The 23,709-nt window shown below is 69.1% G+C and carries 18 protein-coding genes; 8 read left to right on the top strand and 10 right to left on the bottom strand.

Annotation, left to right across the window (positions count from 1 at the left end; all coding sequences use genetic code 11):
• Positions 1-73: 73 nt before the first annotated feature.
• The 6 genes from INQ48_03280 to INQ48_03255 all read left to right on the top strand — a co-directional run bounded on the left by INQ48_03280 (position 74) and on the right by INQ48_03255 (position 12,278).
• Positions 74-1,741, top strand: coding sequence for an alpha-glucosidase (locus tag INQ48_03280; GenBank protein QRF58303.1), 1,668 nt, complete (start codon positions 74-76; stop codon positions 1,739-1,741).
• A 4-nt stretch (positions 1,742-1,745) separates the two neighbouring features.
• Positions 1,746-3,917, top strand: coding sequence for a 1,4-alpha-glucan branching protein GlgB (glgB, locus tag INQ48_03275; GenBank protein QRF58302.1), 2,172 nt, complete (start codon positions 1,746-1,748; stop codon positions 3,915-3,917).
• 751 nt (positions 3,918-4,668) lie between these two features.
• Positions 4,669-6,795, top strand: a complete 2,127-nt coding sequence (glgX, locus tag INQ48_03270) for a glycogen debranching protein GlgX (GenBank protein ID QRF58301.1) — start codon at positions 4,669-4,671, stop codon at positions 6,793-6,795.
• Positions 6,796-6,908: 113 nt separating this feature from the next.
• Positions 6,909-8,237, top strand: a complete 1,329-nt coding sequence (glgC, locus tag INQ48_03265; protein ID QRF58300.1) for a glucose-1-phosphate adenylyltransferase — start codon at positions 6,909-6,911, stop codon at positions 8,235-8,237.
• Positions 8,238-8,245: 8 nt separating this feature from the next.
• On the top strand, positions 8,246-9,745 hold the full coding sequence (gene glgA / locus INQ48_03260; protein QRF58299.1) for a glycogen synthase GlgA: 1,500 nt from the start codon (positions 8,246-8,248) through the stop codon (positions 9,743-9,745).
• A gap of 49 nt (positions 9,746-9,794) precedes the next feature.
• Positions 9,795-12,278, top strand: coding sequence for a glycogen/starch/alpha-glucan phosphorylase (locus tag INQ48_03255; protein ID QRF58298.1), 2,484 nt, complete (start codon positions 9,795-9,797; stop codon positions 12,276-12,278).
• A gap of 18 nt (positions 12,279-12,296) precedes the next feature.
• On the opposite strand, the gene INQ48_03250 is transcribed toward INQ48_03255, so the two are convergent.
• The 4 genes from INQ48_03250 to INQ48_03235 form a co-directional block, all read right to left on the bottom strand.
• Positions 12,297-12,764: a biopolymer transporter ExbD gene (locus INQ48_03250; protein ID QRF58297.1), complete on the bottom strand. Its 468-nt coding sequence runs from the start codon at positions 12,762-12,764 to the stop codon at positions 12,297-12,299.
• Between the two features lie 13 nt (positions 12,765-12,777).
• Positions 12,778-13,485 carry a MotA/TolQ/ExbB proton channel family protein gene (locus INQ48_03245; GenBank protein ID QRF58296.1) on the bottom strand — a complete coding sequence of 236 codons (708 nt, stop codon included), beginning with the start codon at positions 13,483-13,485 and terminating at the stop codon, positions 12,778-12,780.
• A 28-nt stretch (positions 13,486-13,513) separates the two neighbouring features.
• Entirely contained in the window at positions 13,514-14,359 is an 846-nt protein-coding gene (gene dapB / locus INQ48_03240; protein QRF60590.1) for a 4-hydroxy-tetrahydrodipicolinate reductase, read from the bottom strand.
• Between the two features lie 106 nt (positions 14,360-14,465).
• Positions 14,466-15,029: an outer membrane protein assembly factor BamE gene (locus tag INQ48_03235; protein ID QRF58295.1), complete on the bottom strand. Its 564-nt coding sequence runs from the start codon at positions 15,027-15,029 to the stop codon at positions 14,466-14,468.
• Between the two features lie 87 nt (positions 15,030-15,116).
• Between INQ48_03235 and fur the strand changes: the two genes are divergently transcribed.
• Positions 15,117-15,536, top strand: a complete 420-nt coding sequence (gene fur, locus INQ48_03230) for a ferric iron uptake transcriptional regulator (protein QRF58294.1) — start codon at positions 15,117-15,119, stop codon at positions 15,534-15,536.
• 1 nt (position 15,537) lies between these two features.
• Here the strand turns inward: fur and INQ48_03225 are convergent, their stop codons facing one another.
• From INQ48_03225 to INQ48_03210, 4 genes are all read right to left on the bottom strand, one after another.
• Positions 15,538-16,497 carry an HPr kinase/phosphorylase gene (locus INQ48_03225; protein ID QRF58293.1) on the bottom strand — a complete coding sequence of 320 codons (960 nt, stop codon included), beginning with the start codon at positions 16,495-16,497 and terminating at the stop codon, positions 15,538-15,540.
• Between the two features lie 101 nt (positions 16,498-16,598).
• Positions 16,599-17,066 (bottom strand): PTS sugar transporter subunit IIA, encoded by a 468-nt coding sequence (locus INQ48_03220; protein ID QRF58292.1) that lies wholly within the window; start codon positions 17,064-17,066, stop codon positions 16,599-16,601.
• A 208-nt stretch (positions 17,067-17,274) separates the two neighbouring features.
• Entirely contained in the window at positions 17,275-17,604 is a 330-nt protein-coding gene (raiA, locus tag INQ48_03215; GenBank protein ID QRF58291.1) for a ribosome-associated translation inhibitor RaiA, read from the bottom strand.
• 356 nt (positions 17,605-17,960) lie between these two features.
• Complete coding sequence (locus INQ48_03210; protein ID QRF58290.1) at positions 17,961-20,093, bottom strand: ATP-dependent helicase; 2,133 nt, start codon at positions 20,091-20,093, stop codon at positions 17,961-17,963.
• A gap of 231 nt (positions 20,094-20,324) precedes the next feature.
• Between INQ48_03210 and corA the strand changes: the two genes are divergently transcribed.
• Positions 20,325-21,311 carry a magnesium/cobalt transporter CorA gene (corA, locus tag INQ48_03205; GenBank protein ID QRF58289.1) on the top strand — a complete coding sequence of 329 codons (987 nt, stop codon included), beginning with the start codon at positions 20,325-20,327 and terminating at the stop codon, positions 21,309-21,311.
• On the opposite strand, the gene INQ48_03200 is transcribed toward corA, so the two are convergent.
• Complete coding sequence (locus INQ48_03200) at positions 21,304-22,038, bottom strand: 5'-methylthioadenosine/adenosylhomocysteine nucleosidase (protein ID QRF60589.1); 735 nt, start codon at positions 22,036-22,038, stop codon at positions 21,304-21,306. The genes corA and INQ48_03200 overlap by 8 nt on opposite strands.
• A gap of 39 nt (positions 22,039-22,077) precedes the next feature.
• Positions 22,078-23,709: an ABC transporter substrate-binding protein gene (locus INQ48_03195; protein QRF58288.1), complete on the bottom strand. Its 1,632-nt coding sequence runs from the start codon at positions 23,707-23,709 to the stop codon at positions 22,078-22,080.

The following is a 23,709-nucleotide window of genomic DNA, read 5'->3' as shown; positions in this document are numbered from 1 at the left end:
GTCGCGGGGCGCGCACGAGCGTACCGCTGGCCCGGATTTCGCATGTCACAATGATTTCAGACCAAGGGACAGCATGGGCAGCAGCAGCAGCAACGGCAGCAAGAGCGATGACTGGTGGCGCGGCGCGGTGATCTACCAGATCTATCCGCGCAGTTTCATGGACAGCAACGGCGATGGCATCGGCGACCTGCCCGGCATCACGGCGCGGCTGCCGCACGTGGCCTCGCTCGGAGTCGATGCGATCTGGGTCTCGCCCTTCTTCCGTTCGCCGATGAAGGACTTCGGCTACGACGTGGCCGACTACCGCGCGGTCGACCCGATGTTCGGCACCCTGGCCGACTTCGACGCCATGCTCGCGCGGGCGCACGAACTGGGCCTGAAGCTCATCATCGACCAGGTGCTTTCGCACACCTCCGACCAGCACGCCTGGTTCGCCGAGAGCCGCGCGAGCCGCGACAACCCCAAGGCCGACTGGTACGTGTGGGCCGACCCCAAGCCCGACGGCACGCCGCCCAACAACTGGCTCTCGGTCTTCGGCGGGCCGGCCTGGCAATGGGATTCGCGCCGCCGCCAGTACTACCTGCACAGCTTCCTGGCCGAGCAGCCCGACCTCAACTTCCATTGCCCCGCGGTGCAGGACGCGCTGCTCGGCGAGGTCGGCTTCTGGTGCGAGCGCGGCGTCGACGGCTTCCGCTTCGACGCCTGCAACCACCAGTTCCACGATGCCCTGCTGCGCAGCAACCCGCCGGCCTCGGCGCAGTCGGTGGGCGAGGTCAGCACGGTGCGCGCCGACAACCCCTATGCGATGCAGCAGCACCTGTACGACAAGAGCCAGGGCGAGAACCTGCTGTTCCTCGAGCGGCTGCGCGCCCTGCTCGACCGCCACGGCGCGGTCGCGCTCGGCGAGGTCGGCGACGAGAACGCCCCGCCCGTGATGGCGCAGTACACCGCGCGCGACCGGCGCCTGCACCTGGCCTACAGCTTCAGCCTGCTGACCGCCGACCACACGGCCAGGCACCTGCGCCAGCAGGTCGAGGCGCTCGACCATGCGCTCGCGGCCACCGGCGGCTGGGGCTGCTGGGCGGTGTCGAACCACGACGTGCCGCGCGTGGCCACGCGCTGGAGCGACGGCGCGGCGCCCGACGTCCGGCGCAACCGCCTGTGGCTCGCGCTGCTGCTGTCGCTGCGCGGCAGCGCCGGCATGTACCAGGGCGAGGAGCTGGGCCTGCCCGAGGCCGAGGTGCCGTTCGAACTGCTGCAGGACCCCTACGGCCGCGCCTTCTGGCCCGAGTTCAAGGGCCGCGACGGCTGCCGCACACCGATGCCCTGGCGCGGCGACGACGTGCAGGGCGGCTTCACCACCGGCACGCCGTGGCTGCCGATGTCGCCCGCGCACCTGCCGCTGGCGGTCGACCGCCAGGAAGACGATGCGCGGTCGATGCTGGCCTTCAGCCGCGCGATGCTGCACTGGCGCCGCGCACAGCCGCTGCTGCACACGGCAGCCATCGCCTTCTTCGACGCGCCCGAGCCGCTGCTGTGGTTCGAGCGGCGCGAGGGCGCGCGCTCGTTGCAGGCCGTGTTCAACCTCGGCGCGGCGCCGGTGTCGATCGTGCTGCGCGACGACCTGCGGCCGTTGGCCGGCGCGCCGCTGGCCTCGACCGCGACGCTCGGCGGCGCCGACGCTCGCACGCTCACGCTGACGCCCTTCGGTGCCTTCTTCGGCGAACCGATCACCGACTGACCCCATGGCCCCGACGCAACTGTCCGAAACCGAAGTCCATGCGCTGATGCGCGCCGAGCACGGCAACCCCTTCGGCGTGCTCGGCCCGCACGAGACCTCGCGCGGCCTGGTGGTGCGCGCGCTGCTGCCCGGCGCGCAGGGCGTGACGGTGCTGCATGCGCGCACCGGCTGGCCGCTGGCCACGCTCGAGCGGCACGAGGGCTCCGACATCTTCGCGGGCCTGGTGCCCGCGGCCGAGGCGCGCATGGGCTATGCGTTCCAGGTCGACTGGGGCTCGCACGTCTCGCGCATCGACGACCCCTACCGCTTTCCCTTCGTGCTCGGCGACACCGACATCTGGCTGCTGGCCGAGGGCACGCACCTGCGCCCCTGGGAGCGCCTGGGCGCGCACCTGCGCGAGATGGACGGCGTCAAGGGCGTGGCCTTCGCGGTCTGGGCGCCGAATGCGCGGCGCGTGTCGGTGGTCGGCGACTTCAACAACTGGGACGGCCGGCGCCACATGATGCGGCTGCGCCGCGAATGCGGCGTGTGGGAGGTCTTCGCGCCGCACGTGGCGGTGGGCGATGCCTACGAGTTCGAGATCCTGTCGGCGCAGGGCGAGCTGCTGCGCAAGGCCGATCCCTTCGCCTTCTCGTCGCGGCTGCGGCCCGACACCGCCTGCGTGGTGCGCCCGCTGCCGCCGGTCGCCACCATGCCCACGGGCCGCGCCAGGGCCAACGGGCGCGACGCGCCGATCAGCATCTACGAGGTGCACCTGGGCTCGTGGCGGCGCAAGAACGGCCACGAATGGCTGGACTACATCGAGCTCGCCGACACCCTGGTGCCCTACGTGCGTGACCTCGGCTTCACGCACATCGAGCTGCTGCCCATCACCGAGCATCCGTTCGACGGCTCCTGGGGCTACCAGCCGATCGGCCTCTATGCGCCGACCTCGCGCTTCGGCACCCCGAGCGACTTCCGCTTCTTCGTGGCCGCGGCCCATGCGGCCGGGCTCGGCGTGATCCTCGACTGGGTGCCCGCGCACTTCCCGACCGACGCGCACGGCCTGGGCAGCTTCGACGGCACGGCGCTGTACGAGTACGCCGATCCGCGCGAGGGCTTCCACAACGACTGGAACACGCTGATCTTCAACTGGTCGCGCACGGAGGTGCGCAACTACCTCGTGGGCAACGCGCTGTACTGGCTCGAGCGCTACGGCATCGACGGCCTGCGCGTGGACGCCGTGGCCTCGATGCTCTACCGCGACTACAGCCGCGGGCCCGGCGAGTGGGTGCCGAACGCGCAGGGCGGACGCGAGAACCTCGAGGCGATCGAGTTCCTGCGCCGCATGAACCGCGTGGTGGGCACCGAGCGCCCCGGCGCGGTGACGATCGCCGAGGAGTCGACCAGCTTCCCCGGCGTGACGCGCCCGCCCGAGGACGGCGGGCTGGGCTTCCACTACAAGTGGAACATGGGCTGGATGAACGACACCCTGGCCTACGCGGGCAAGGACCCGCTGTACCGGCCGCATCACCACCGCGAGATCACCTTCGGGCTGATGTACGCGCACAGCGAGAACTTCGTGCTGCCGTTCTCGCACGACGAGGTGGTGCACGGCAAGGGCTCGATGATCGCGCGCATGCCGGGCGACGAGTGGCAGAAATTCGCGGGCCTGCGCAACCTGTACGGCTACCTCTGGGCCTATCCGGGAAAGAAGCTGCTGTTCATGGGCTGCGAGTTCGCGCAGGTGGCGGAGTGGAATGCGGACCGCAGCCTGGACTGGCATCTGCTCGAGCATGCATCGCATCAGGGGGTTCGGCGGCTGGTGCGGGATCTCAACAACGTGTATCAGCACTATCCGGCGTTGCACGAGCTCGACCATGAAGGGGCGGGGTTCGAGTGGCTGGTGCATGACGATACGGCGCAGTCGGTGTTTGCCTTTGTTCGTCGGGGGCGGGATGGGGCATTCGTTCTGGCGGTTTGCAACTTCACGCCTGTGGTTCGGCATGGGTATCGGGTGGGGGTGCCTTGTTCGGGGTCCTACCGCGAGATCATCAATACCGATGGGGTTGTTTATGGGGGGAGTGGGGTGGGGAATGGGGTGGTTGCCAGTGAGGCTTTGGCTTGGCATGGGAAAGTCGACTCGGTGGTTATTGACTTGCCGCCCTTGGCTACGTTGATGTGGGTGTTGGTTTGAATTTGAGTTGTTTGCCTTGCGACGGCAGGGGCCGGGAATTCCGCCCGGCGGCGGACCTACTTTCTTTTGCTTCGCCAAAAGAAAGTAGGCAAAGAAAAGGCGACCCCACTGTCTGTGTCCCTCCGCTTCGCTACGGGCAACCTGCGGTGCTCGGAGAAAGCGGGGGGCCGCAGAACTCGCTGCACTTCGTTCCGCTCAGACAGCTGCGGCCCTTATCCCGCTTTCTCCTGCGCTCCTCGGCACAGCCAGAGGGGAGTGGTCGGGCCATCGCTGCGCTCGGCCTTGCATATCCAACGGGCCATCGCTTCGCTCGGCGGTCTTGCTCCCTCTCCCTCTGGGAGAGGGCTGGGGTGAGGGCTCCGGGCGGTGGATACCGTCGCAACATCGGTAAGGCCCGGTGCCCTCACCCTAACCCTCTCCCAGAGGGAGAGGGAACAAGAAGCCGAGCGAAGCGATGGCCCGAGCGGCATTCCAAGGCCGAGCGAAGCAAAGGCCCGAGCGCCCCCCTCTGGCTGCGCCGAGGAGCGCAGCGTTTCGCGGATCAGGGCTCGCAGCTGTTTGAGCGAAGCGAGTTCTGCGAGACCCCGCGAAACGCGAGCACCGCAGGTTGCCCCGCAGCGCAGCGCAGGGGTCGCAGACAGCGGGGTCGCCTTTTCTTTGGTTACTTTCTTTTGGCGAAGCAAAAGAAAGTGACTCGCCCGCCGGGGCGAGTCCCGGCCAACAGCCTCAGCAAAAGAAAGCCTCACCCATCGTGCTGAACCCAGGCCAACCTTTCCCCCTGGGCGCCACAGCAACCCAGACAGGCGTCAACTTCGCCCTGGCAGCACCAGCAGCCGAGAAGGTAGAACTCTGCCTCTTCGACCCCGAGGGCCGCAACGAACAACAACGACTCAAGCTCCCCGAATTCACAGACGGCATCTGGCACGGCCAACTCCCCAGCGCCCGCCCCGGCCTCGTCTACGCCTACCGCGTCCACGGCCCCTGGTCCCCGAGCGAGGGCCATCGCTTCAACCCATCGAAGCTGCTGCTAGACCCCTACGCCCGCGAGATCGTCGGCCGCTACGACGGCAGCGACCTCTTCCACGGCCACACCACCGCCGACCCAACGCAGCGCGACACACGGGACAACGCCAGCATCGCCCTCAAGGCCCGCGTGGTGCCCGCGCCAACCCATTCGAACTCAGGCCACGCCCGCATCCCCTCCACCGACCGCGTGATCTGCGAACTCCACGTCCGCGGCCACACGCAACTGCACCCCGCCGTCCCCGCCCCCCTGCGCGGCAGCTACGCCGCCCTCGCCGAGCCGGCCGTGCTCGACCACCTGCAGCGCCTGGGTGTCACCACGCTGAGCCTGATGCCGGTGCAGCACCGCGCCGACGAGGAGCGGCTGCTCGCGATGGGCCTCGCGAACTACTGGGGCTACAACACCATCGGCTGGTTCGCGCCCGAGGCGCGCTACTGGAGCGGCCGCCCTGGCACCACGCCGGCCGGCGAGTTCCGCGCGCTGGCCGACGCGGTGCATGCGCGCGGCATGGAACTGGTGATCGACGTGGTCTACAACCACAGCGCCGAGAGCGACGAGCTCGGCCCCACGCTGTCGCTGCGCGGCATCGACAACGCCCTCTACTACCACCTGCGCGCCGACGACCGCGCCCTCTACGAGAACTGGGCCGGCACGGGCAACTGCCTGAACCTCGGCGAGCCGCGCGTGCTGCAACTCGTGATGGACAGTCTGCGCTTCTGGGCCGGCGAGATGGGGGTCGATGGCTTCCGCTTCGACCTCGCGCCGGTGCTGGGCCGCGCCACGGCCACGGGCTTCGATCCGCGCGCGCCCTTCTTCGCGGCCATCGCGCAGGACCCGCTGCTGTCGCGCACGCTGCTGATCGCCGAGCCCTGGGACATCGGACCGGGCGGCTACCGGCTCGGCGAATTCCCGCCGGGCTGGCTCGAATGGAACGATCGCTTTCGCGACACGCAGCGCGGCTTCTGGCTGCGCCAGGACCGCGAGGGGCGCGCGGGCCTCGGCGACTTCGCGCACCGCTTCGCGGCCTCGAGCGCGCAGTTCGCGCACGACGGGCGCTCGCCCGCCGCGAGCGTGAACTTCGTGACCGCGCACGACGGCTTCACCCTGCGCGACCTGCTGAGCTACGACACGCGCCACAACGAGGCCAACGGCGAGAACAACCGCGACGGCCATGGCCACAACCTGAGCCGCAACTGCGGCGTGGAAGGCCCGAGCGACGATCCCGCGGTGCGGGCCGAACGGCTGCGGCTCTCGCGCGCGCTGCTGGCCGCGCTGATGCTGTCGCAGGGCACGCCGATGCTGCTGGCCGGCGACGAGATCGGCCACACGCAACAAGGCAACAACAACGCCTACTGCCAGGACAACGAGACCACCTGGCTGCACTGGGTCGGCAGCACCGACCCGGCCGGCGAGCCGGCGCAACTGAGCGCCTTCGTGGCGCGGCTGGCCGCGCTGCGGCGCGCGGCGCCGGTGCTGCGCAGCACGCGCTGGTGGCCGGCCGACCCGGCGCCGGGCACGGCCGGCATCCGCTGGCTGCGGCCCGACGGCGCACCGATGCAGCCGCCGGACTGGGAAGGCGGCACGGCCCTTGCAATCCTGTTCGGCAGCCTGGAGGCAGGCACCGCCAAGGAGACACCGACATCGACCACCCCCCCCTCGACACCGAAGGCAGCGCCGGCCTGGCTGCTGCTCGTGAACGCGGGCGCGCGGGCGCAGCCGTTCCGCCTGCCGCCCGGCGCCTGGAGGTGCGTCCTCGCGAGCGACCCCGCCATCGACCCGGGCCCCGAGCCCTCGGCGGTGAACGCCACCGAGGTCGAGATACCGCCCTCGAGCCTCTGGATTGCAACGACGTAGGAGCCTGCGCCGCGCGGCGGTGCTAGTGTGCAAGGGCCCGAGCGGGTACACGCACGCACAGAAACTCTGACGACACACGAACGAACGAACGAACGAAAGAACGGAGACACAGGATGGATCACAAGACACCCGCGGCCGCCCCCGGCACGCCGCTGCAATCGCACCAGCTCGTGCGCCGCACCATCGCGCTGGTCCTGGCCGGCGGACGCGGCTCCCGGCTCAAGCAGCTGACCGACCGGCGCGCCAAGCCGGCCGTGTATTTCGGCGGCAAGTTCCGCATCATCGATTTCGCGCTTTCCAACTGCCTCAACTCGGGCATCCGGCGCATGGCGGTGGTCACGCAGTACAAGTCGCATTCGCTGATGCGCCACCTGCAGCGCGGCTGGAGCTTCCTGCGCGCCGAGCTCAACGAGATGGTCGACGTGCTGCCCGCGCAGCAGCGCATGGGCGACGAGCACTGGTATCGCGGCACGGCCGACGCGGTCTACCAGAACCTAGACATCATCCAGACCCGCTCCACGCCGCACGACTACGTGGTGGTGCTCGCGGGCGACCACATCTACAAGATGGACTACTCGATCATGGTCAAGGACCATGCCGAGAGCGGCGCCGGCTGCACCGTGGGCTGCATCGAGGTGCCGCGCATGGAGGCCACGGCCTTCGGCGTGATGGCGATCGACGACAGCCGCCGCATCACCAGCTTCCTCGAGAAGCCGGCCGACCCGCCCGCGATGCCGGGCCACCCCGACGTGGCGCTGGCCAGCATGGGCATCTACGTGTTCGATTCGGCCTATCTCTACAAGCTGCTCGAGGACGACAGCCGCGACCCGAACTCCAGCCACGACTTCGGCAAGGACATCATCCCGCGCGCGGTGGCCGAGGGCCGGGCGCTCGCGCATCCGTTCGGCATGTCCTGCGTCACGCGCGCCTCGCGCGGGCCGGGCGCCAAGGCCTACTGGCGCGACGTGGGCACGATTGATGCATTCTGGGCTGCGAACCTCGACCTCGCGTCGATCACCCCGGAGCTGGACATCTATGACACCGACTGGCCCATCTGGACCTACCAGCGGCAGCTGCCTCCGGCGAAGTTCGTGCTCGACCACGACGGCCGCCATGGCATGACGGTCAACACCATCGTCTCGGGCGGCTGCATCGTCTCGGGCTCGCAGGTCAGCAGCTCGGTGCTGTTCTCGGGCGTGCGCATCCATTCGTTCTGCACCATCCACGAGGCGGTGCTGCTGCCCGACGTGGAGGTCGGGCGCGGCTGCCGGCTCAGCCGGGTGGTGATCGACCGCGCCTGCGTGATCCCCGACGAGATGGTGATCGGCGAGGACGCGGAGGCCGATGCCGCGCGCTTCGAGCGCACCGAAACGGGCGTGGTGCTGGTCACGCGCGAAATGCTCAAGCGGCTGGCGGAGCGCTCCGCGGCACCCGCCGCCTGATGTCGCCGATGAGAGTCCTCCAGGTCAGCGCCGAACTCTTTCCCCTGCTCAAGACCGGCGGCCTGGCCGACGTCGCCGGCGCGCTGCCGCTCGCGCTGATGGCCGCGGGCCAGGACGCGCGCGTGCTGCTGCCGGGCTTCCCGGCCATCGTGGCGGGCGTGCGCGGGCTCGCGCCGGTCGCCACTTTCGCGGCGCCCTGGGGCGAGCGCTTCGGGCTGCTGCGGGGGCGCATCGAGATCGACGGTGCGCCGCCGATTCCGGCCTACGTGGTCGACGCGCCCGCGCTGTTCGACCGGCCCGGCAATCCCTACGAAGACGCCAACCGCCAGCCCTATGGCGACAACCACCGGCGCTTCGCGCTGCTGGGCTGGACCGCGGCCGAACTCGCACGGGGGCTCGATCCCGCCTGGCTGCCCGAGGTGGTCCATGCGCACGACTGGCACGCCGGTCTCGCGCCGGCCTACATGGCCTTCGCGCGCGGCGTGGACGGGCCGCGCGTGGGCAGCGTCTTCACGGTCCACAACCTCGCCTACCAGGGCCTGTTCGCGCCCTGGCACTTCCCCGAGCTCGGCCTGCCCGCGCCGGCCTTCCAGATGAACGGGCTCGAATACCACGGCCAGCTCTCGTTCATGAAGGGCGGGCTCGCCTATGCCGACCGGCTCACCACCGTGAGCCCGACCTACGCGCGCGAGATCCAGACGCCCGACCAGGGCTGCGGCCTGGACGGCCTGCTGCGCCAGCGCGGCGGCGTGCTCGACGGCATCCTCAACGCGGTCGACGACCAAGTCTGGAACCCGGCCGCCGACCCGGCGCTGGTGCAGGGCTACCAGACGCCCGAGGGCCGCCACATGGCGGGCAAGGCGCGCTGCAAGTCCGTGCTGCAGCACCAGCTCGGGCTGGCCGCGCGGCCCGATGCGCCGCTGTTCATCCTCGTGAGCCGGCTCACCGAGCAGAAGGGGCTGCGCCTGGTGCTGCAGGGCCTCGACGCGCTGCTCGCGCAGGGCGGCCAGCTCGCGCTGCTGGGCAGCGGCGAAGCCTGGCTCGAAGACGCCTTCCGCCAGCGCGCGGCCGCCGCGCCCGACGCGGTCAGCGTCACCATCGGCTACAACGAGACGCTCGCGCACCAGCTCTTCGGCGCGGGCGACGTGACCCTGGTGCCCTCGCTGTTCGAGCCCTGCGGCCTGACGCAGATGTACGGCCTCAAGTACGGCAGCCTGCCGCTGGTGCGCCGCGTCGGCGGGCTGGCCGACACGGTGGTCGACAGCACGCTCGAGGACATGGCCAGCGGCGAGGCCACCGGCTTCGTGTTCGACCGTTTCGACTCGGCGGACTACGATCGCGCGGTGCGCCGCGCCTTCGCGCTGTATCAGCGCGCGCCCGACTGGCGGCGCGTGCGCGGCCACGCGATGCGGCGCCCCGCCGACTGGGCCACCGCGGCCGCGCAGTACGTGGCCGTGTACCGTCAGGCGCTGGCCGCGGCCCAGGCACCGACGCCCCTGCCCCACTGAAGAAGGCGCAGGGCATCCGTTCAACCCGCAGACACAAGACACACCCACCATGACGATCGAAGACTTCGCCTACGACCATCCCGACCGCGATGTCGCGGCCTTCAAGCGCGCCGTGGCCAACAAGCTGATCTACGCGGTCGGCAAGGACCCCGTGGCCGCGAGCCAGGACGACTGGCTGTACGCCACCGCGCTCGCGGTGCGCGACCAGCTGGTGGAGCGCTGGATGGCGACCACGCGCGCCAACTACGCGCAGGACCTCAAGCGCGTGTACTACCTGTCGATGGAGTTCCTGATCGGGCGCACCTTCACCAACGCGCTGCTCGCGGTCGACCTCCATGCCACCGTGCGCGACGCGCTGGCCGACTTCGGCGTCGACATGGAGGCGCTGTCCGAGCGCGAGCCCGACGCGGCGCTGGGCAATGGCGGCCTCGGCCGGCTCGCGGCCTGCTTCCTCGACTCGATGGCCACGCTCGGCGTGCCGGGCATGGGCTACGGCATCCGCTACGAGTACGGCATGTTCCGCCAGCGCATCGTCGACGGCCAGCAGGTGGAGACGCCCGACTACTGGCTCACGCGCGGCAACCCCTGGGAATTCAAGCGGCCCGAGGTCAACTACCGCGTGCGCTTCGGCGGCCGCGTGCAGAAGCGCGAGGGCACCAACGCGCCCTACGGCGCGGCCGACTGGGTCGACACCCACGACGTGCGCGCCGTGGCCTACGACACCATCATTCCCGGCTACGGCACGCAGGCCACCAACACGCTGCGCCTGTGGTCGGCGCGCGCCACCGAGGAGATCGACCTCTCGGCCTTCAACCGCGGCAACTACATGGCGGCGGTGGAGAGCAAGAACCACTCCGAGAACGTCTCGCGCGTGCTCTACCCCGACGACTCCACGCCCTCGGGCCGCGAGCTGCGGCTGCACCAGGAGTACTTCTTCTGCAGCGCCAGCGTGCAGGACCTGCTGCGGCGCTACCTGCGCAACCACACCAGCTTCGACCGGCTCTCGGAGAAGGTCAGCATCCACCTCAACGACACCCATCCGGTGCTCGCGGTGCCCGAGCTGATGCGGCTGCTGCTCGACGAGCACGGACTGCCCTGGGACACGGCCTGGGCCCACACGCAGAAGGTGTTCAGCTACACCAACCACACGCTGATGCACGAGGCGCTCGAGACCTGGCCGGTCGAGATGCTCGGGCGCATCCTGCCGCGCCACCTGCAGATCATCTACGACATCAACGCGCGCTTCCTCGCCACCATCACGCAGACGCACGGCAACGACGTCGAGCTGATGCGCCGCCTCTCGCTGGTCGACGAGGCCGGCGAGCGCCGCGTGCGCATGGCCTACGTGGCGGTGCTCGCGAGCCACTCGATCAACGGCGTGTCGGGGCTGCACTCGGAGCTGATGAAGCAGTCGATCTTCGCGGACTTCGCGAAGATCTTTCCCGAGCGCTTCAACAACAAGACCAACGGCGTCACGCCCAGGCGCTGGCTCGCGCAGGCCAACCCGCCGCTGGCCGCGCTGCTCGACCAACGGCTGGGCAAGGGCTGGCGGCGCGACCTCTCGCAGCTCGAGGCGCTGCGGCCGATGGCGGTGCAGCCGCCCTTCGTGCGCGCCTTCCGCCACGCCAAGCGCGAGAACAAGCTGCGGCTGGCCAACTGGATCGAGCAGCACATGAACATCGTGGTCGACACCGACGCGATGTTCGACGTGCAGGTCAAGCGCATCCACGAATACAAGCGCCAGCTGCTCAACGTGCTGCACGTGATCTCGCGCTACCACCGCATCCTCGACGCCCAGGCCGCGGGCGGCAGCGCCGACCTCGTGCCGCGCGTGGTGGTGTTCGCGGGCAAGGCGGCCTCGGCCTACGTGATGGCCAAGCAGGTGATCCGCCTCATCAACGACGTGGCCGCGACCATCAACGCCGACGCGCGCGTGGGCAAGCTGCTGAAGGTGGTGTTCCTGCCCAACTACAGCGTGAGCCTGGCCGAGATCATCATGCCGGCGGCCGACCTGTCCGAGCAGATCTCCACCGCCGGCACCGAGGCCTCGGGCACCGGCAACATGAAGTTCGCGCTCAACGGCGCGCTGACCATCGGCACGCTCGACGGCGCCAACGTCGAGATGCGCGAGAACGTCGGGCCCGAGAACATCTTCATCTTCGGCAACACCACGCCCGAGGTGGCCGAGATCCGCGCGCGCGGCTACCAGCCACGCGACATCTACGACGGGAACGAGGAGCTGCGGCGCGTGCTCGACGCGATCCGCGACGGCGCCTTCTCGCCGGCTGAACCCGCGCGCTACCAGGGCATCTACGACGCGCTGGTGAACTGGGGCGACCACTACCTGCTGCTGGCCGACTACGCGAGCTACGTCGCGAAGCAGGCCGAGGTCGATGCGCTCTACCGCGACGCCGACGCCTGGACGCGCACCGCGATCCTCAACGTCGCGGGCATGGGCGCCTTCTCGTCGGACCGCACGATCGCCCAGTACGCGCACGACATCTGGCAGACCAAGCCGGTGGTGCTGGGCTGAGCCCGGCGCCGGCCGGCGTCAGCGCAGCGTCGTCGGCGGCGGCGCCTCGGTGACGAAGCCGATGCGGCTCAGGCCCGCCTTGTTGGCGATACCCATCAGGGCCACGACGCGGCCATAGGGCACGGTCTGGTCGGCGCGCAGCTGCACTTCGGTGTCCTTGCTGTCGGCCGCGGCCTTCGCGAGTCCAGCAGCGAGTTCCTCGTCGGTCACGGGCCGGTCGTTGAGGAAGACCTTGCCCGCCGGGTCGACCGACAGGCTCACGAACTTCGGCGTGTCGTTGGGCTGGCCGGCATCGGTCTGCGGCAGGTCGAGCTTGATCGAGCTGGCCATCAGCGGCGCCGTGATGATGAAGATCACCAGCAGCACCAGCATCACGTCGACCAGCGGCGTGACGTTGATGTCGGACAGCGGCCGCTGGCCGCCGGCACCGGTGGCACGGCCGCCGCCGGCGGAGCCGCTGCCGAGCGAGGTGCGTCCGAAGGCCATGGGGCGACGCGGTTCAGACCGGCATCGGCCGCGCGGGCGGCGGCGGTGCCGGCACCGCCGCGGGCACTTCGCCGAAGCTGCCGAGCAGGTCGTGGGCGAAGCCTTCGAGCTCGGCCTCGATGCGGCCGATGACACGGCCGAAGACGTTGTAGGCCAGCACGGCCGGGATCGCCACCGCGAGGCCGAAGGCGGTCATCACGAGCGCCTCGCCGACCGGGCCGGCCACCTTGTCGATGGTGAAACCGCCGGCTTGGCCCGCGATGCCCACGAGCGCGCCGTAGATGCCCCAGACCGTGCCGAGCAGGCCGACGAAGGGCGCGGTGGCGCCGACCGTGGCGAGCAGGATCTGACCGGCCTGCAGCCGGCGCAGCGCGCCGTGCAGCGCCTCGCGCAGCACGCGCGTGAGGCGCTGGTTGCGGTCGCCCGCGGCGCCGAGGGTGGCGGCGTCTTGCGCCTGGGAGGCCGCGGCCTGGCGCAGCGCCGCGACCGTGGGCAGCACCAGCGCCGAACGGTCGAAGGCCCGCAGCCGTTGTTCCGCCTCGGTGAGGCTGGTCGACTGCCAGAAGGCCGCGATGCTGCGCAGCACCTCGCGCGTGCCGCCGCGCAGCAGCCAACTCTTCCAGAGGATCACGACCCAGCTCGAGATCGACATCGCGAGCAGCAGCGCGGCCACCGAGCGGCTGACGCCGTCGCCGTGGGTCAGCAGTTCGAGGACGCTCATCGTCGGGGATGGCGAAGGAGGATCCGTCTCAGCGCAGGCCGAGCACGTCGAACATGTCGAACAGGCCGGCGCGCTGGTCGGCCAGGAAGCGCACCGCGCGCAGGCTGCCCTGCGCGTAGTTGGCGCGGCTCGAGGACTTGTGGGCGATCTCGATGCGCTCGCCGGTGCCGGCGAACAGCACCGTGTGGTCGCCGACGATGTCGCCGCCGCGCACGGTGGCGAAGCCGATGGTCGAGGGGTCGCGCTCGCCGGTCACGCCTTCGCGGCCGTAGACCGCGCATTCCTTGAGGTCGCGGCCCAGCGCGTCGGCGATGACCTCGCCCATCTTGAGCGCGGTGCCCGACGGGGCGTCGATCTTGTGGCGGTGGTGGGCCTCGACGATCTCGATGTCGTAGCCGGTGGACAGCGCCTTGGCCGCCATCTCGAGCAGCTTGAAGGTGACGTTGACGCCCACGCTCATGTTGGGCGCCATGACGATCGCGATGTCCTTGGCGATCTCGGCGATCTCGGCCTTCTGCGCGTCGCTGAAGCCGGTGGTGCCGATCACGGCCTGCACGCCGAGTTCGCGGCAGACGGCCAGGTGGGCCATCGTGCCCTCGGGGCGGGTGAAGTCGATCAGCACCTGGGCGTCCTGCAGGCCCGCGCGCAGGTCGGCGGCGATGGCCACGCCGCTGGCGAAGCCGAGGAAGGCGCCCGCATCGCTGCCGATGGCGGGGCTGGCGGCCACGTCGAGCGCGCCGGCCAGGCGGCAGTCGGGGGCGTTGCGAACCGCCTCGATCAGCATGCGGCCCATGCGGCCCGACGCGCCGGCGACGGCAACCCGGCGCGCGGCCGGCGTGGAGGAGGTGGTGGTGTTGGAGTCGGTCACGCGGATTCGGGCTTGCTTGCCATCGATGGACGATGGGGACGGAGGAGACGATGGGTGGGGAAACCGCGCCGCCCCGCCAAGCCAGGTTCGGCGCGCCGGCCGGGCGCCGCTGTTAGCGCGCGGCCTCGAGCGGCGGGTAGGCGGCCGGCAGCGGAGGCAGCGTGGCGGGTGCCTTGCTCTCGGTGTCGGAGGCTTTCCGGTCGCCCTTGGGATCGAACTTCTTGAGTTCTTCTTCCGTGGCCTCGAGCGGCGGCACCTTGCCGGTCTTCTTGCGGGTGTCGAGCGTGGCGACGAACTCTTCCTCGCTCGGCATCTCGCCGCCTTCCCAGCGCTCGAGCTGCTCGCCGTTGAAGAAGACGGTGAAGCGGCGCTCCTGCGGCTCCACGCCCTGGCGCCGGATCGTGAAGACGTAATCCCAGCGGTTCGAATGGAAGATGTCGGTGAGCAGCGAGGTGCCGAGGATCTCGCGCACCTGCTGGCGCGACATGCCGGTCTTGAGCGCCGCAACCTGTTCCTTGGACACGAAATTGCCCTGGACCACCTCGACCTTGTAGGGAGTGACGGCCGACAGCGCGCCACGCGAGCGCTCGCTGAAACCGCTGCAGGCACCGAGGCCCAGGGTGACGGCAACGGCCGCAGCCAGCAGCCAGGGACGGCGTTGGAAAATGGCAGGCATGGGGGGGAAAGGGGGTAGCGATATGATCGACCATTGTAGCGGCTGCCCCCTCCGGGGCCTTTGGCCGTCCAGGGCGCAGGAACCATCATGGCCAACATCGACGAACTCAAGAACACCGGCCTCAAGGCCACCCTGCCGCGGCTGAAGATTCTGGAAATCTTCCAGACCGGCGGCCAACGCCACATGACCGCCGAGGACGTGTTCCGGGTGCTGCTCAACGAGCATTCCGACATCGGCCTGGCCACCGTCTACCGGGTGCTCACCCAGTTCGAGCAGGCCGGCATCCTCGAGCGCAGCCATTTCGAGAGCGGCAAGGCCGTCTACGAACTCAACGAAGGCACGCACCACGACCACCTGATCTGCACCGCCTGCGGCAAGGTCGAGGAGTTCTACGACGCCGAGATCGAGCGCCGCCAGCAGCTGGTGGCCAAGGACAAGGGCTGGATCCTGCAGGACCACGCCATGTCGCTCTACGGCCTGTGCGGCGACTGCGTCAAGAAGCGCTGAGCTAGTCCGCGTCGCGCGCGCTTTCCATCGCCTTGTGGTGGCGCGCCACGAAATCGGCATAGGTGTCGATGCCGCGTAGCTGCAGGATCGAATTGCGCACCGCGGCCTCGACCAGCACGGCGATGTTGCGGCCCGCCACCACCTGGATGATGACCTTGCGCACCGGGATGCCCAGCACGTCCTGCGTGAGCGGCGTCGAGGGCATGCGCTCGTAGTCGCGCTCGAAGCTGTCGCGCCGCACCAGGTGCACGATGAGCTTGAGCCGCATCTTCCGCCGCACCGCCGTCTCGCCGAAGATCGCGCGGATGTCGAGCAGGCCGATGCCGCGCACTTCCAGCAGGTTGAGCAGCAGGTCGGGGCAGCGGCCCTCGATGGTGTTCTGGTTGATGCGGTAGAGGTCGACCGCGTCGTCGGCCACCAGGCCGTTGCCGCGCGAGATCAGCTCGAGGCCGAGCTCGCTCTTCCCGAGGCCTGATTCGCCCGTGATCATCACGCCCATGCCCAGGATGTCCATGAACACGCCGTGCATCGAGGTCCGCTCGGCGAAATGCTTGGACAGGTAGGCGCGCAGCAGGTCGATCACGAAGGCCGAGGATTCGCGCGTGGCGAACAGCGGCAGCTGCGCGCGCTCGCAGATCGACAGCAGTTCGTCGGGCGCGGCCTGGCCGTCGGCCAGCACCAGCATCGGCGGCTCGAGCGTGACGATGCGGGCGATGCGCCGCGCGGTGTCCTCGGGACTGCCGCGCGTCAGGTAGGCGACCTCGCGCGCGCCGAGGATCTGCACGCGGTACGGGTGGATGTAGTTGAGGTAGCCGACCAGGTCGGCGGCCGACTGGGCGCGGCTGATGACCTCGGGATCGAACTGGCGCTCGGACGCGCCGAGTCCCGCGAGCCATTCCCAGCGCAGCGAGCCGCGGAACTCCTCGAACATGGCATCGGCGCTGATGACGGTCGGCTTCATGCGTTCAGGGCGCGGCGCGCGGCACCGCTTCTTCGGAAGTGAGGGGAACGGGAGGAAAGGCAGCGCAGCTTAGCAGCAGCCACGCCCCGCGAGCCATGGGCTCAGGCGACTTGCGTGGAGTGCCAGCCGGCGATCAGGCCGTGCAGCGCGGCCGCGTCGGTGCTCGACTTGATCTGCTCGCGCAGGCCGGCGTCGCTCAGCAGTTCGGCGATCTCGGAGAGGATTTCGAGGTGCTTCTGCGTGGCGGCTTCGGGCACCAGCAGGAAGATCAGCAGGCCGACCGGTTGCTCGTCGGGTGCATCGAAGCCGATCGGGTTCGCGAGCTGGAACACCGCGGCCATCGGGGCCTTGAGGCCCTTGATGCGGCCATGCGGAATGGCGACGCCATGACCGAGGCCGGTGGAGCCGAGGCGCTCGCGCGCGAAGAGGCTGTCGGTGATCAGGGCGCGGCCCAGCCCGTGAAGGCTTTCGAACAGCAAGCCGGCTTCCTCGAAAGCACGCTTCTTGCTGGTGGCGTCAACGCTCACAAGCACTTGAGCGGGCGGCAGGATGGACGCGAGACGATTCATGGTGGGTCAGAGCGGGGGCGATTATGCACCTGCTTGGTAAAAACCCCCACTCCGCTTATCTACTTTCTGGTTACATGTTGCCCGCAGGCCTCGCTTCCCTCGACAGAGGCCCTTCAAACCCTTGATGGGCAGTCGGAAAAGCGCATGAAAAAGCCGCCCTGAGGCGGCTTCGAGAGTCTCCGGCGCGACAGCCGGAAACCGCTTCGTCTTACATCAGGCGCTTGGGCGCGCTGTGGTGATGGTCCTGCAGGCGGTCCTTGTGGCGCACCACCTGGCGATCGAGCTTGTCGACCAGTTCATCGACCGCGGCATAGAGATCAGCGTGGCTCGACTCCGCGAACATGTCATTGCCCTTGACGTGGATGTTGCACTCGGCGCGTTGCCGACGTTCCTTTTCCTTCTGCTTTTCCACCGTGAGGATCACCTTCACATCGACCACCTGGTCGAAATGCCGGATGACCCGGTCCAGCTTGCTCGTGACGTAGGTGCGCAAGGCAGGGGTGACGTCGAGGTGATGACCGCTGATCGTCAAATTCATGAATGACCTCCTGGAATTGACGGTTGGGGAAATGACCATCGCTGCGGATGCAGCGCGGCCGGCGAAAACGGTTGGGGACTGGGAGAAGAAAGGGGGAGAGAGGGAAAGAGAGAGGGGTGCGGGAGAGGAGAAGGTCGATTCACTATGCCCAAGCTGTCACGGTATTGCAATACCGGGGGATGCCCGGATGACGCACCGGAGGACCGCATCGCATGCTCAGCTATTTCTTCCATAGCAGGCCCCGGCGGCGCCGCAGGCTGCGGGCCGTTTCCCGATCTGTTGAGGGGCGGGCCATCCTTCGCCGCGGCCCGCGCATGACCCTGCTGGGGAAAGGGCCGGGCCTCTCCAGGGCCTCTTCAACGCCAGGCGGCGCGCATGCGGTTGCGCAGGTCGATCACCGCGGCCGGTGGCGGCACCGCCGGCGCGCGCGGTGGCGGGGGCGGCCAGGTGCGGGACTCGAAGCGCGCGAGGTCGGCATCGGGAATGAAGCGGCTGCGGTTGGCATAGAGATGCCGGTCGCCGCGCGCGGCCTGCTGCGGGATGTAGAAGCGCTGCGGCACCAGCAGGTGCAGGTGGTCGCGGGCCCGGGTCATGGCCACGTAGAGCAGCCGCCGTTCCTCCTCGAGTTCCTGCGCGCTCTGCGCCACGTCGGCCGGTATGCAGCCGTCGACCACGTTGAGCACGTGGACCGAGTTCCACTCCTGCCCCTTGGCCGAATGGATGGTCGAGAGGATCAGGTAGTCCTCGTCGAGCAGCGGCGGCCCCGGCCGGTCGCTGGTGGCTTCGGGCGGGTCGAGCGTGAGCTCGGTGAGGAAGCGTTCGCGCGAGGCGTAGCCCGAGGCCATGTGCACCAGCTGCTCGACGTCGCCGCGGCGCGTGCCCGCGGTGTCGTCGTAGAGCCGCTCGAGGTGCGGCAGGTACCAGTCCATCGCGATGCCCACGTCGGCCGGCCAGGCCAGCGACGGCGCACGCAGCGCGGCATAGGCCTCGGCGAACGCGGCCCATTCGGCGCGCGCGGCGCTCGGCGGCACGAAGTCGCGCAACGCGACGGCCGGATCGGCCGCCTGGTCCATCGCGTCGAGCAGCTTCGCGCTGGTCGCCGGCCCGATGCCCGGGATCAGCTGCGTGACGCGAAAGCCCGCCATGCGCCCGCGCGGGTTCTGCGCGAAACGCAGCACCGCGAGCAGGTCCTTCACGTGCGAGGCCTCGAGGAACTTGAGCCCGCCGTACTTCACGAACGGGATGTTGCGGCGCGCCAGCTCGAGCTCGAGCGGCGCGCTGTGGCTCGAGGTGCGGAACAGCACCGCCTGCGACTTGAGCGCGAGCCCGCCCTCGCGGTGCGCGAGCACCTGGTCGGCCACCCAGCAGGCCTGCTGCGATTCGTCGGGCACGCGCACGATCTGCGGCCGCCCGGCCGAGGGCTTGTCGGTCCACAGCGTCTTGGCATGGCGCTCGGCCGCGTGCGCGATGCATGCATTCGACACGTCGAGGATCGGCTGGGTGGAGCGGTAGTTGCGCTCCAGCGTGACCACGCGCGCCGGCCGCGAGAACTGCGAGGGGAAGTCGAGGATGTTGCGCACCGTCGCGCCGCGGAACGAGTAGATCGACTGCGCGTCGTCGCCCACCACGGTCACGCCCCGGCCGTCGGGCTTGAGCGCGAGCAGGATCGCGGCCTGCAGCAGGTTGGTGTCCTGGTACTCGTCGACCAGCACGTGGTCGAAGCGCGCGCCCAGGTGCTGCGCCAGCGTGGGCTCCTCCATCATGCCGGCCCAATAGAGCAGCAGGTCGTCGTAGTCGAGCACGTTCTGCTGCTGCTTGGCCTCGACGTAGGCGCCGAACAGCTGCTGCAGCTCGACGCCCCATTCGGCGCACCACGGAAAGGACTGCCTGAGCACCGACTCGAGCGGCGCGCGCGTGTTCACGCAGCGCGAATAGATCGAGAGGCAGGTGCCCTTGTGCGGAAAGCGGCGCGCGCTCGAGGAGAAGCCGAGTTCGTGCCGCGCCAGCCCCATCAGGTCCTCGGCATCGCCGCGGTCGTGGATGGTGAAGTTGTCGTCCAGCCCGATCTGCGCGGCGTACTCGCGCAGCAGCCGCGCGCCGATGCCGTGGAAGGTGCCGGCCCAGGGCAGCGCGGGCGCGGTGTGGGCCTGCAACCCCAGCACGCGTGCGAGCACCTGGCCGGCGCGCTGCGCCATTTCCTGCGCGGCGCGGCGCGAGAAGGTCAGAAGCAGCAGGCGCTGCGGATCGACCCCGCGCGCGATCAGGTGCGCCACCCGGTGCGCCAGCGTGCTTGTCTTGCCCGAGCCGGCGCCGGCGATGACGAGCAGCGGGCCCGCGTCGGCCGTATCGGGAGCGCCACCGGCCAGCGCCTCCACCCCGTGCTCGACCGCCGCGCGCTGCTCGTCGTTGAGGCTGGCGAGGGCGGCCGCGAGGCGCTCGGCCTGGGTCGCCGGCGGACTGGAAAGGACGGGGGACGCGGCGCTCGGCATGGGCGCCACTCTACTGGATGTTCGTCCAGTCCAGCCAACTCTGCGCTCATTCGCCGATGACATAATCGCGCCTCGCTGCAACAGGAGACCGCATCGTGGAAACCGCCCCGTCTCGGCAGCTTTCAACTCCCGGCTGAGCCCGGCCGACCGGGTCCGGGATTTGAAAGCGCCCCCTTTCTCGTCCCCCCGCCCGTCCGCCCCATCGCCCCAGCCATTTCACGGGAGTGAGCCATGCTCAATATCTTCACGCTCGCCAACGGCCGCCTCGTCCAGGAAGAGATCGAGGCCCTCGAGGAGCTCTCCCGCTTCCAGCCGATCTGGGTCGACCTCGAATCGCCCACGCTCGAGGAGAAGCGCTGGATCAAGCAGTACTACGGCCTCTCGATCCCCGAGGACGCGATGGACGAGGACATCGAGGAATCGGCGCGCTTCTATGAAGAGGACAACGGCGAACTCCACATCCGCAGCGACTTCCTGATCGACGACGACGAAGCCCCGCGCGCGGTGCGCGTCGCGTTCATCCTCAACCAGCACAACACCGACCTGCGCAGCCGCGGCGTGCTGTTCTCGATCCACGACGAGGACGTGCCCGTGTTCCGCCTGCTGCGCATGCGCGCGCGCCGCGCACCGGGGCTGATCGAGGACGCGAAGGAAGTGATGCTCAAGCTCTTCGACGCCGACGCCGAGTACTCGGCCGACTCGCTCGAGAACATCTACGACGAGCTCGAGGCCGCCAGCAAGAAGGTGCTCTCGGGCAACGTCAGCGACGAGCTCGCGGGCGAGGTGCTGGGCGCCATCGCGCGCCAGGAAGACCTGAACGGGCGCATCCGCCGCAACGTGATGGACACGCGCCGCGCGGTCAGCTTCATGATGCGCAGCAAGATGCTCAATGCCGAGCAGTTCGAGGAGGCGCGGCAGATCCTGCGCGACATCGAATCGCTCGACAACCACACGGCCTTCCTGTTCGACAAGATCAACTTCCTGATGGATGCGACCGTCGGTTTCATCAACATCAACCAGAACAAGACGATCAAGATCTTCTCGGTGGCCAGCGTCGCGCTGCTGCCGCCGACCTTGATCGCGAGCATCTACGGCATGAACTTCAAGTTCATGCCAGAGCTCGACTGGGCCATGGGCTATCCCTACGCCATCGTGCTGATGGCCGCGAGCGCGCTGGTGCCGATGTGGTACTTCCGCCGGCGCGGCTGGCTCAAGTAGTCGACTCGGCAGCCAGCCAGGCGCCGACCAGCGCGAGGCTGTAGCGGCTCGCGACCTCGGCGACGAAGCGCGCGAAGTCGCCATGGGCCTCCTCGTCGGCGCGGTCCGAGATCGTGCGCATCGCGGCGAAGGGCACGCCGTAGTCGTGGCACACCTGCGCCACCGCGGCGCCTTCCATCTCCACCGCCAGCGCATCGGGCAGCGCGCGGCGCAGCGCCTCGCTTTCGGCCGCGGTCGCGACGAAGCGGTCGCCGCTGATCAGCAGGCCGCGATGCACGGTCGGCGAACGCAGGCCGAATTCGTCGACGGCGCCCTGCCCCACCAGGGCCACGAGATCGCGCAGGGTCGCTTCGGCCACGTCCGCCAGCGCATCGCCGATCGCCGCATCGGCCTTGAAACGCGCCAGGCCCATCAAGGGCACTTCGTATTTTTGAAAGAGCGGCGAGGCATCCATGTCGTGCTGCAGCAGTTCGGTCGCCACCACCACGTCGCCGACCTTGACGCCCGGCGCGAGCCCGCCCGCGACGCCGCTGAACACGATGGCGCGCACGCCGAAGCGCTCGAGCAGCAGCGTGGCCGTCACCGCCGCGGCGACCTTGCCGATGCGCGACAGCACCGCGACCACGGGCTGGCCCTGCAGGTGGCCGACCCAGAAGTCGCGGCCGGCGACGCGCACGCGCTGCTCGTCGGGCATCAGCGCGAGGAGCGCCTTGAGCTCCTCGTGCATCGCCGCGACGATGGCGATCGGTGCGGTGGCGCCCACCGCTTACTTGATGTCCACGCCGTAGAAGGTGTGGCGGCCGAAGGGGCTGAGCTTGAAGTCGATCACTTCCTTGCGCACCGGCTTGAGCTGCACCGCGTGCGCGATGGTGAACCACGGCGCCTGCTCCTTGAAGATCAGCTGCGCCTTCTTGTAGAGCGCGTCGCGCTCGGCCTGCTTGGTCGTGCTCTTGGCCTTCAGCACGAGGTCCTCGTAGGGCTGGTAGCAGAACTTCGAGATGTTGCTGCCGCTCGCCGACTTGGCCGAGGCGCAGCCCAGCAGCGTGTAGAGGAAGTTGTCGGGGTCGCCGTTGTCGCCGGTCCAGCCCAGCATGCCCATCTGGTGCTCGCCGGCCTGCAGCCGCTTGCGGTACTCGCCCCATTCGAAGCTCTTGATCTCGGCCTTGACGTTGATCTTGGCGAGATCGGCCTGCATCAGCTCGGCGATGCGCTTGGCGTTCGGGTTGTAGGGCCGCTGCACCGGCATGGCCCACAGGTCGGTCGAGAAGCCGTCGGGGAAGCCGGCCTGCGCCAGCAGCTTCTTCGCGGCCTCGGGATCGTAGGGATCGTCCTTCACCGCATCGTTGTAGGACCACATGGTCGGCGGGATCGGGTTCTTCGCGGCCACGCCGGTCGAGAGGTACACGCCGTCGATGATCGCCTTCTTGTTGATCGCCATGTTGATGGCCTTGCGCACGCGCACGTCGTCGAAGGGCTTCTTGGTCGTGTTGTATGAGAGGTAGCCGACGTTCAGGCCCGGCTGCTCGAGCACCTGCACGTTCGGGTCCTTGCGGATCGCGTCGAGGTCGGCCGGGTTCGGGTACGGCATGACGTGGCACTCGCCCTTCTGCAGCTTGGCCCAGCGCACCGAGGCATCGGGCGTGATCGCGAACACGAGGTCGTCGATCTTGGCCTTGCCGCCCCAGTACTGCGGGAAGGCCTTGAAGCGGATGACCGCGTCCTTCTGGTACTGCACGAGGTAGAACGGGCCGGTGCCGATCGGGTCCTGGTCGACCTTCTCGGGCGTGCCGGCCTTGAGCATCGCGATCGCGTACTCCTTCGACTGGATGCCCGCGTACTGCATCGCGAGGTTGGCGAGGAACGGCGCCTCGGCCTGGTTGAGCGTGATCTTCACCGTGTAGTCGTCGATGCGGTCCACCGACTTCAGCAGCTTGGGCATGCCCATGTCGTTGAAGTAGGAGTGGTTCTGGCTCGTGACCTTGAAGAAGGGATCGCTCTCCTTCCACTGGCGGTCGATCATGAAGATGAAGTCGTCGGCGTTGAAGTCGCGCGTGGGCTTGAAGCTCTTGCTCGTGGTGTGCCACTTCACGCCCTTGCGCAGGTGGAAGGTGTAGACCGTGCCGTCGGCCGAGATGTCCCACTTCTCGGCCAGGCCCGGCACGACCTTGGTGCCGCCGCGCTCGAACTCGACGATGGTGTTGTAGACCTGCGTGGTCACGTCGAACGAGGTGCCGGTGGTGTTCATGCCCGGATAGAAATTCTCGGGGCTGCCCTCGGAACAGTAGACCAGCGTCTTGGCCGACACCGCGCCGCAGGCCAGGGTCAGCGCCGCGATCGCCACGGGTGCCAGCAGCGCCAGCTGTCGTGCGCGGCGCGGGAGGAAGGAACGGTTGGTCAT

Source organism: Variovorax paradoxus, assembly GCA_016806145.1.
Lineage (GTDB): Bacteria > Pseudomonadota > Gammaproteobacteria > Burkholderiales > Burkholderiaceae_C > Variovorax.
This window is presented reverse-complemented; position numbering and strand designations above follow the sequence as displayed.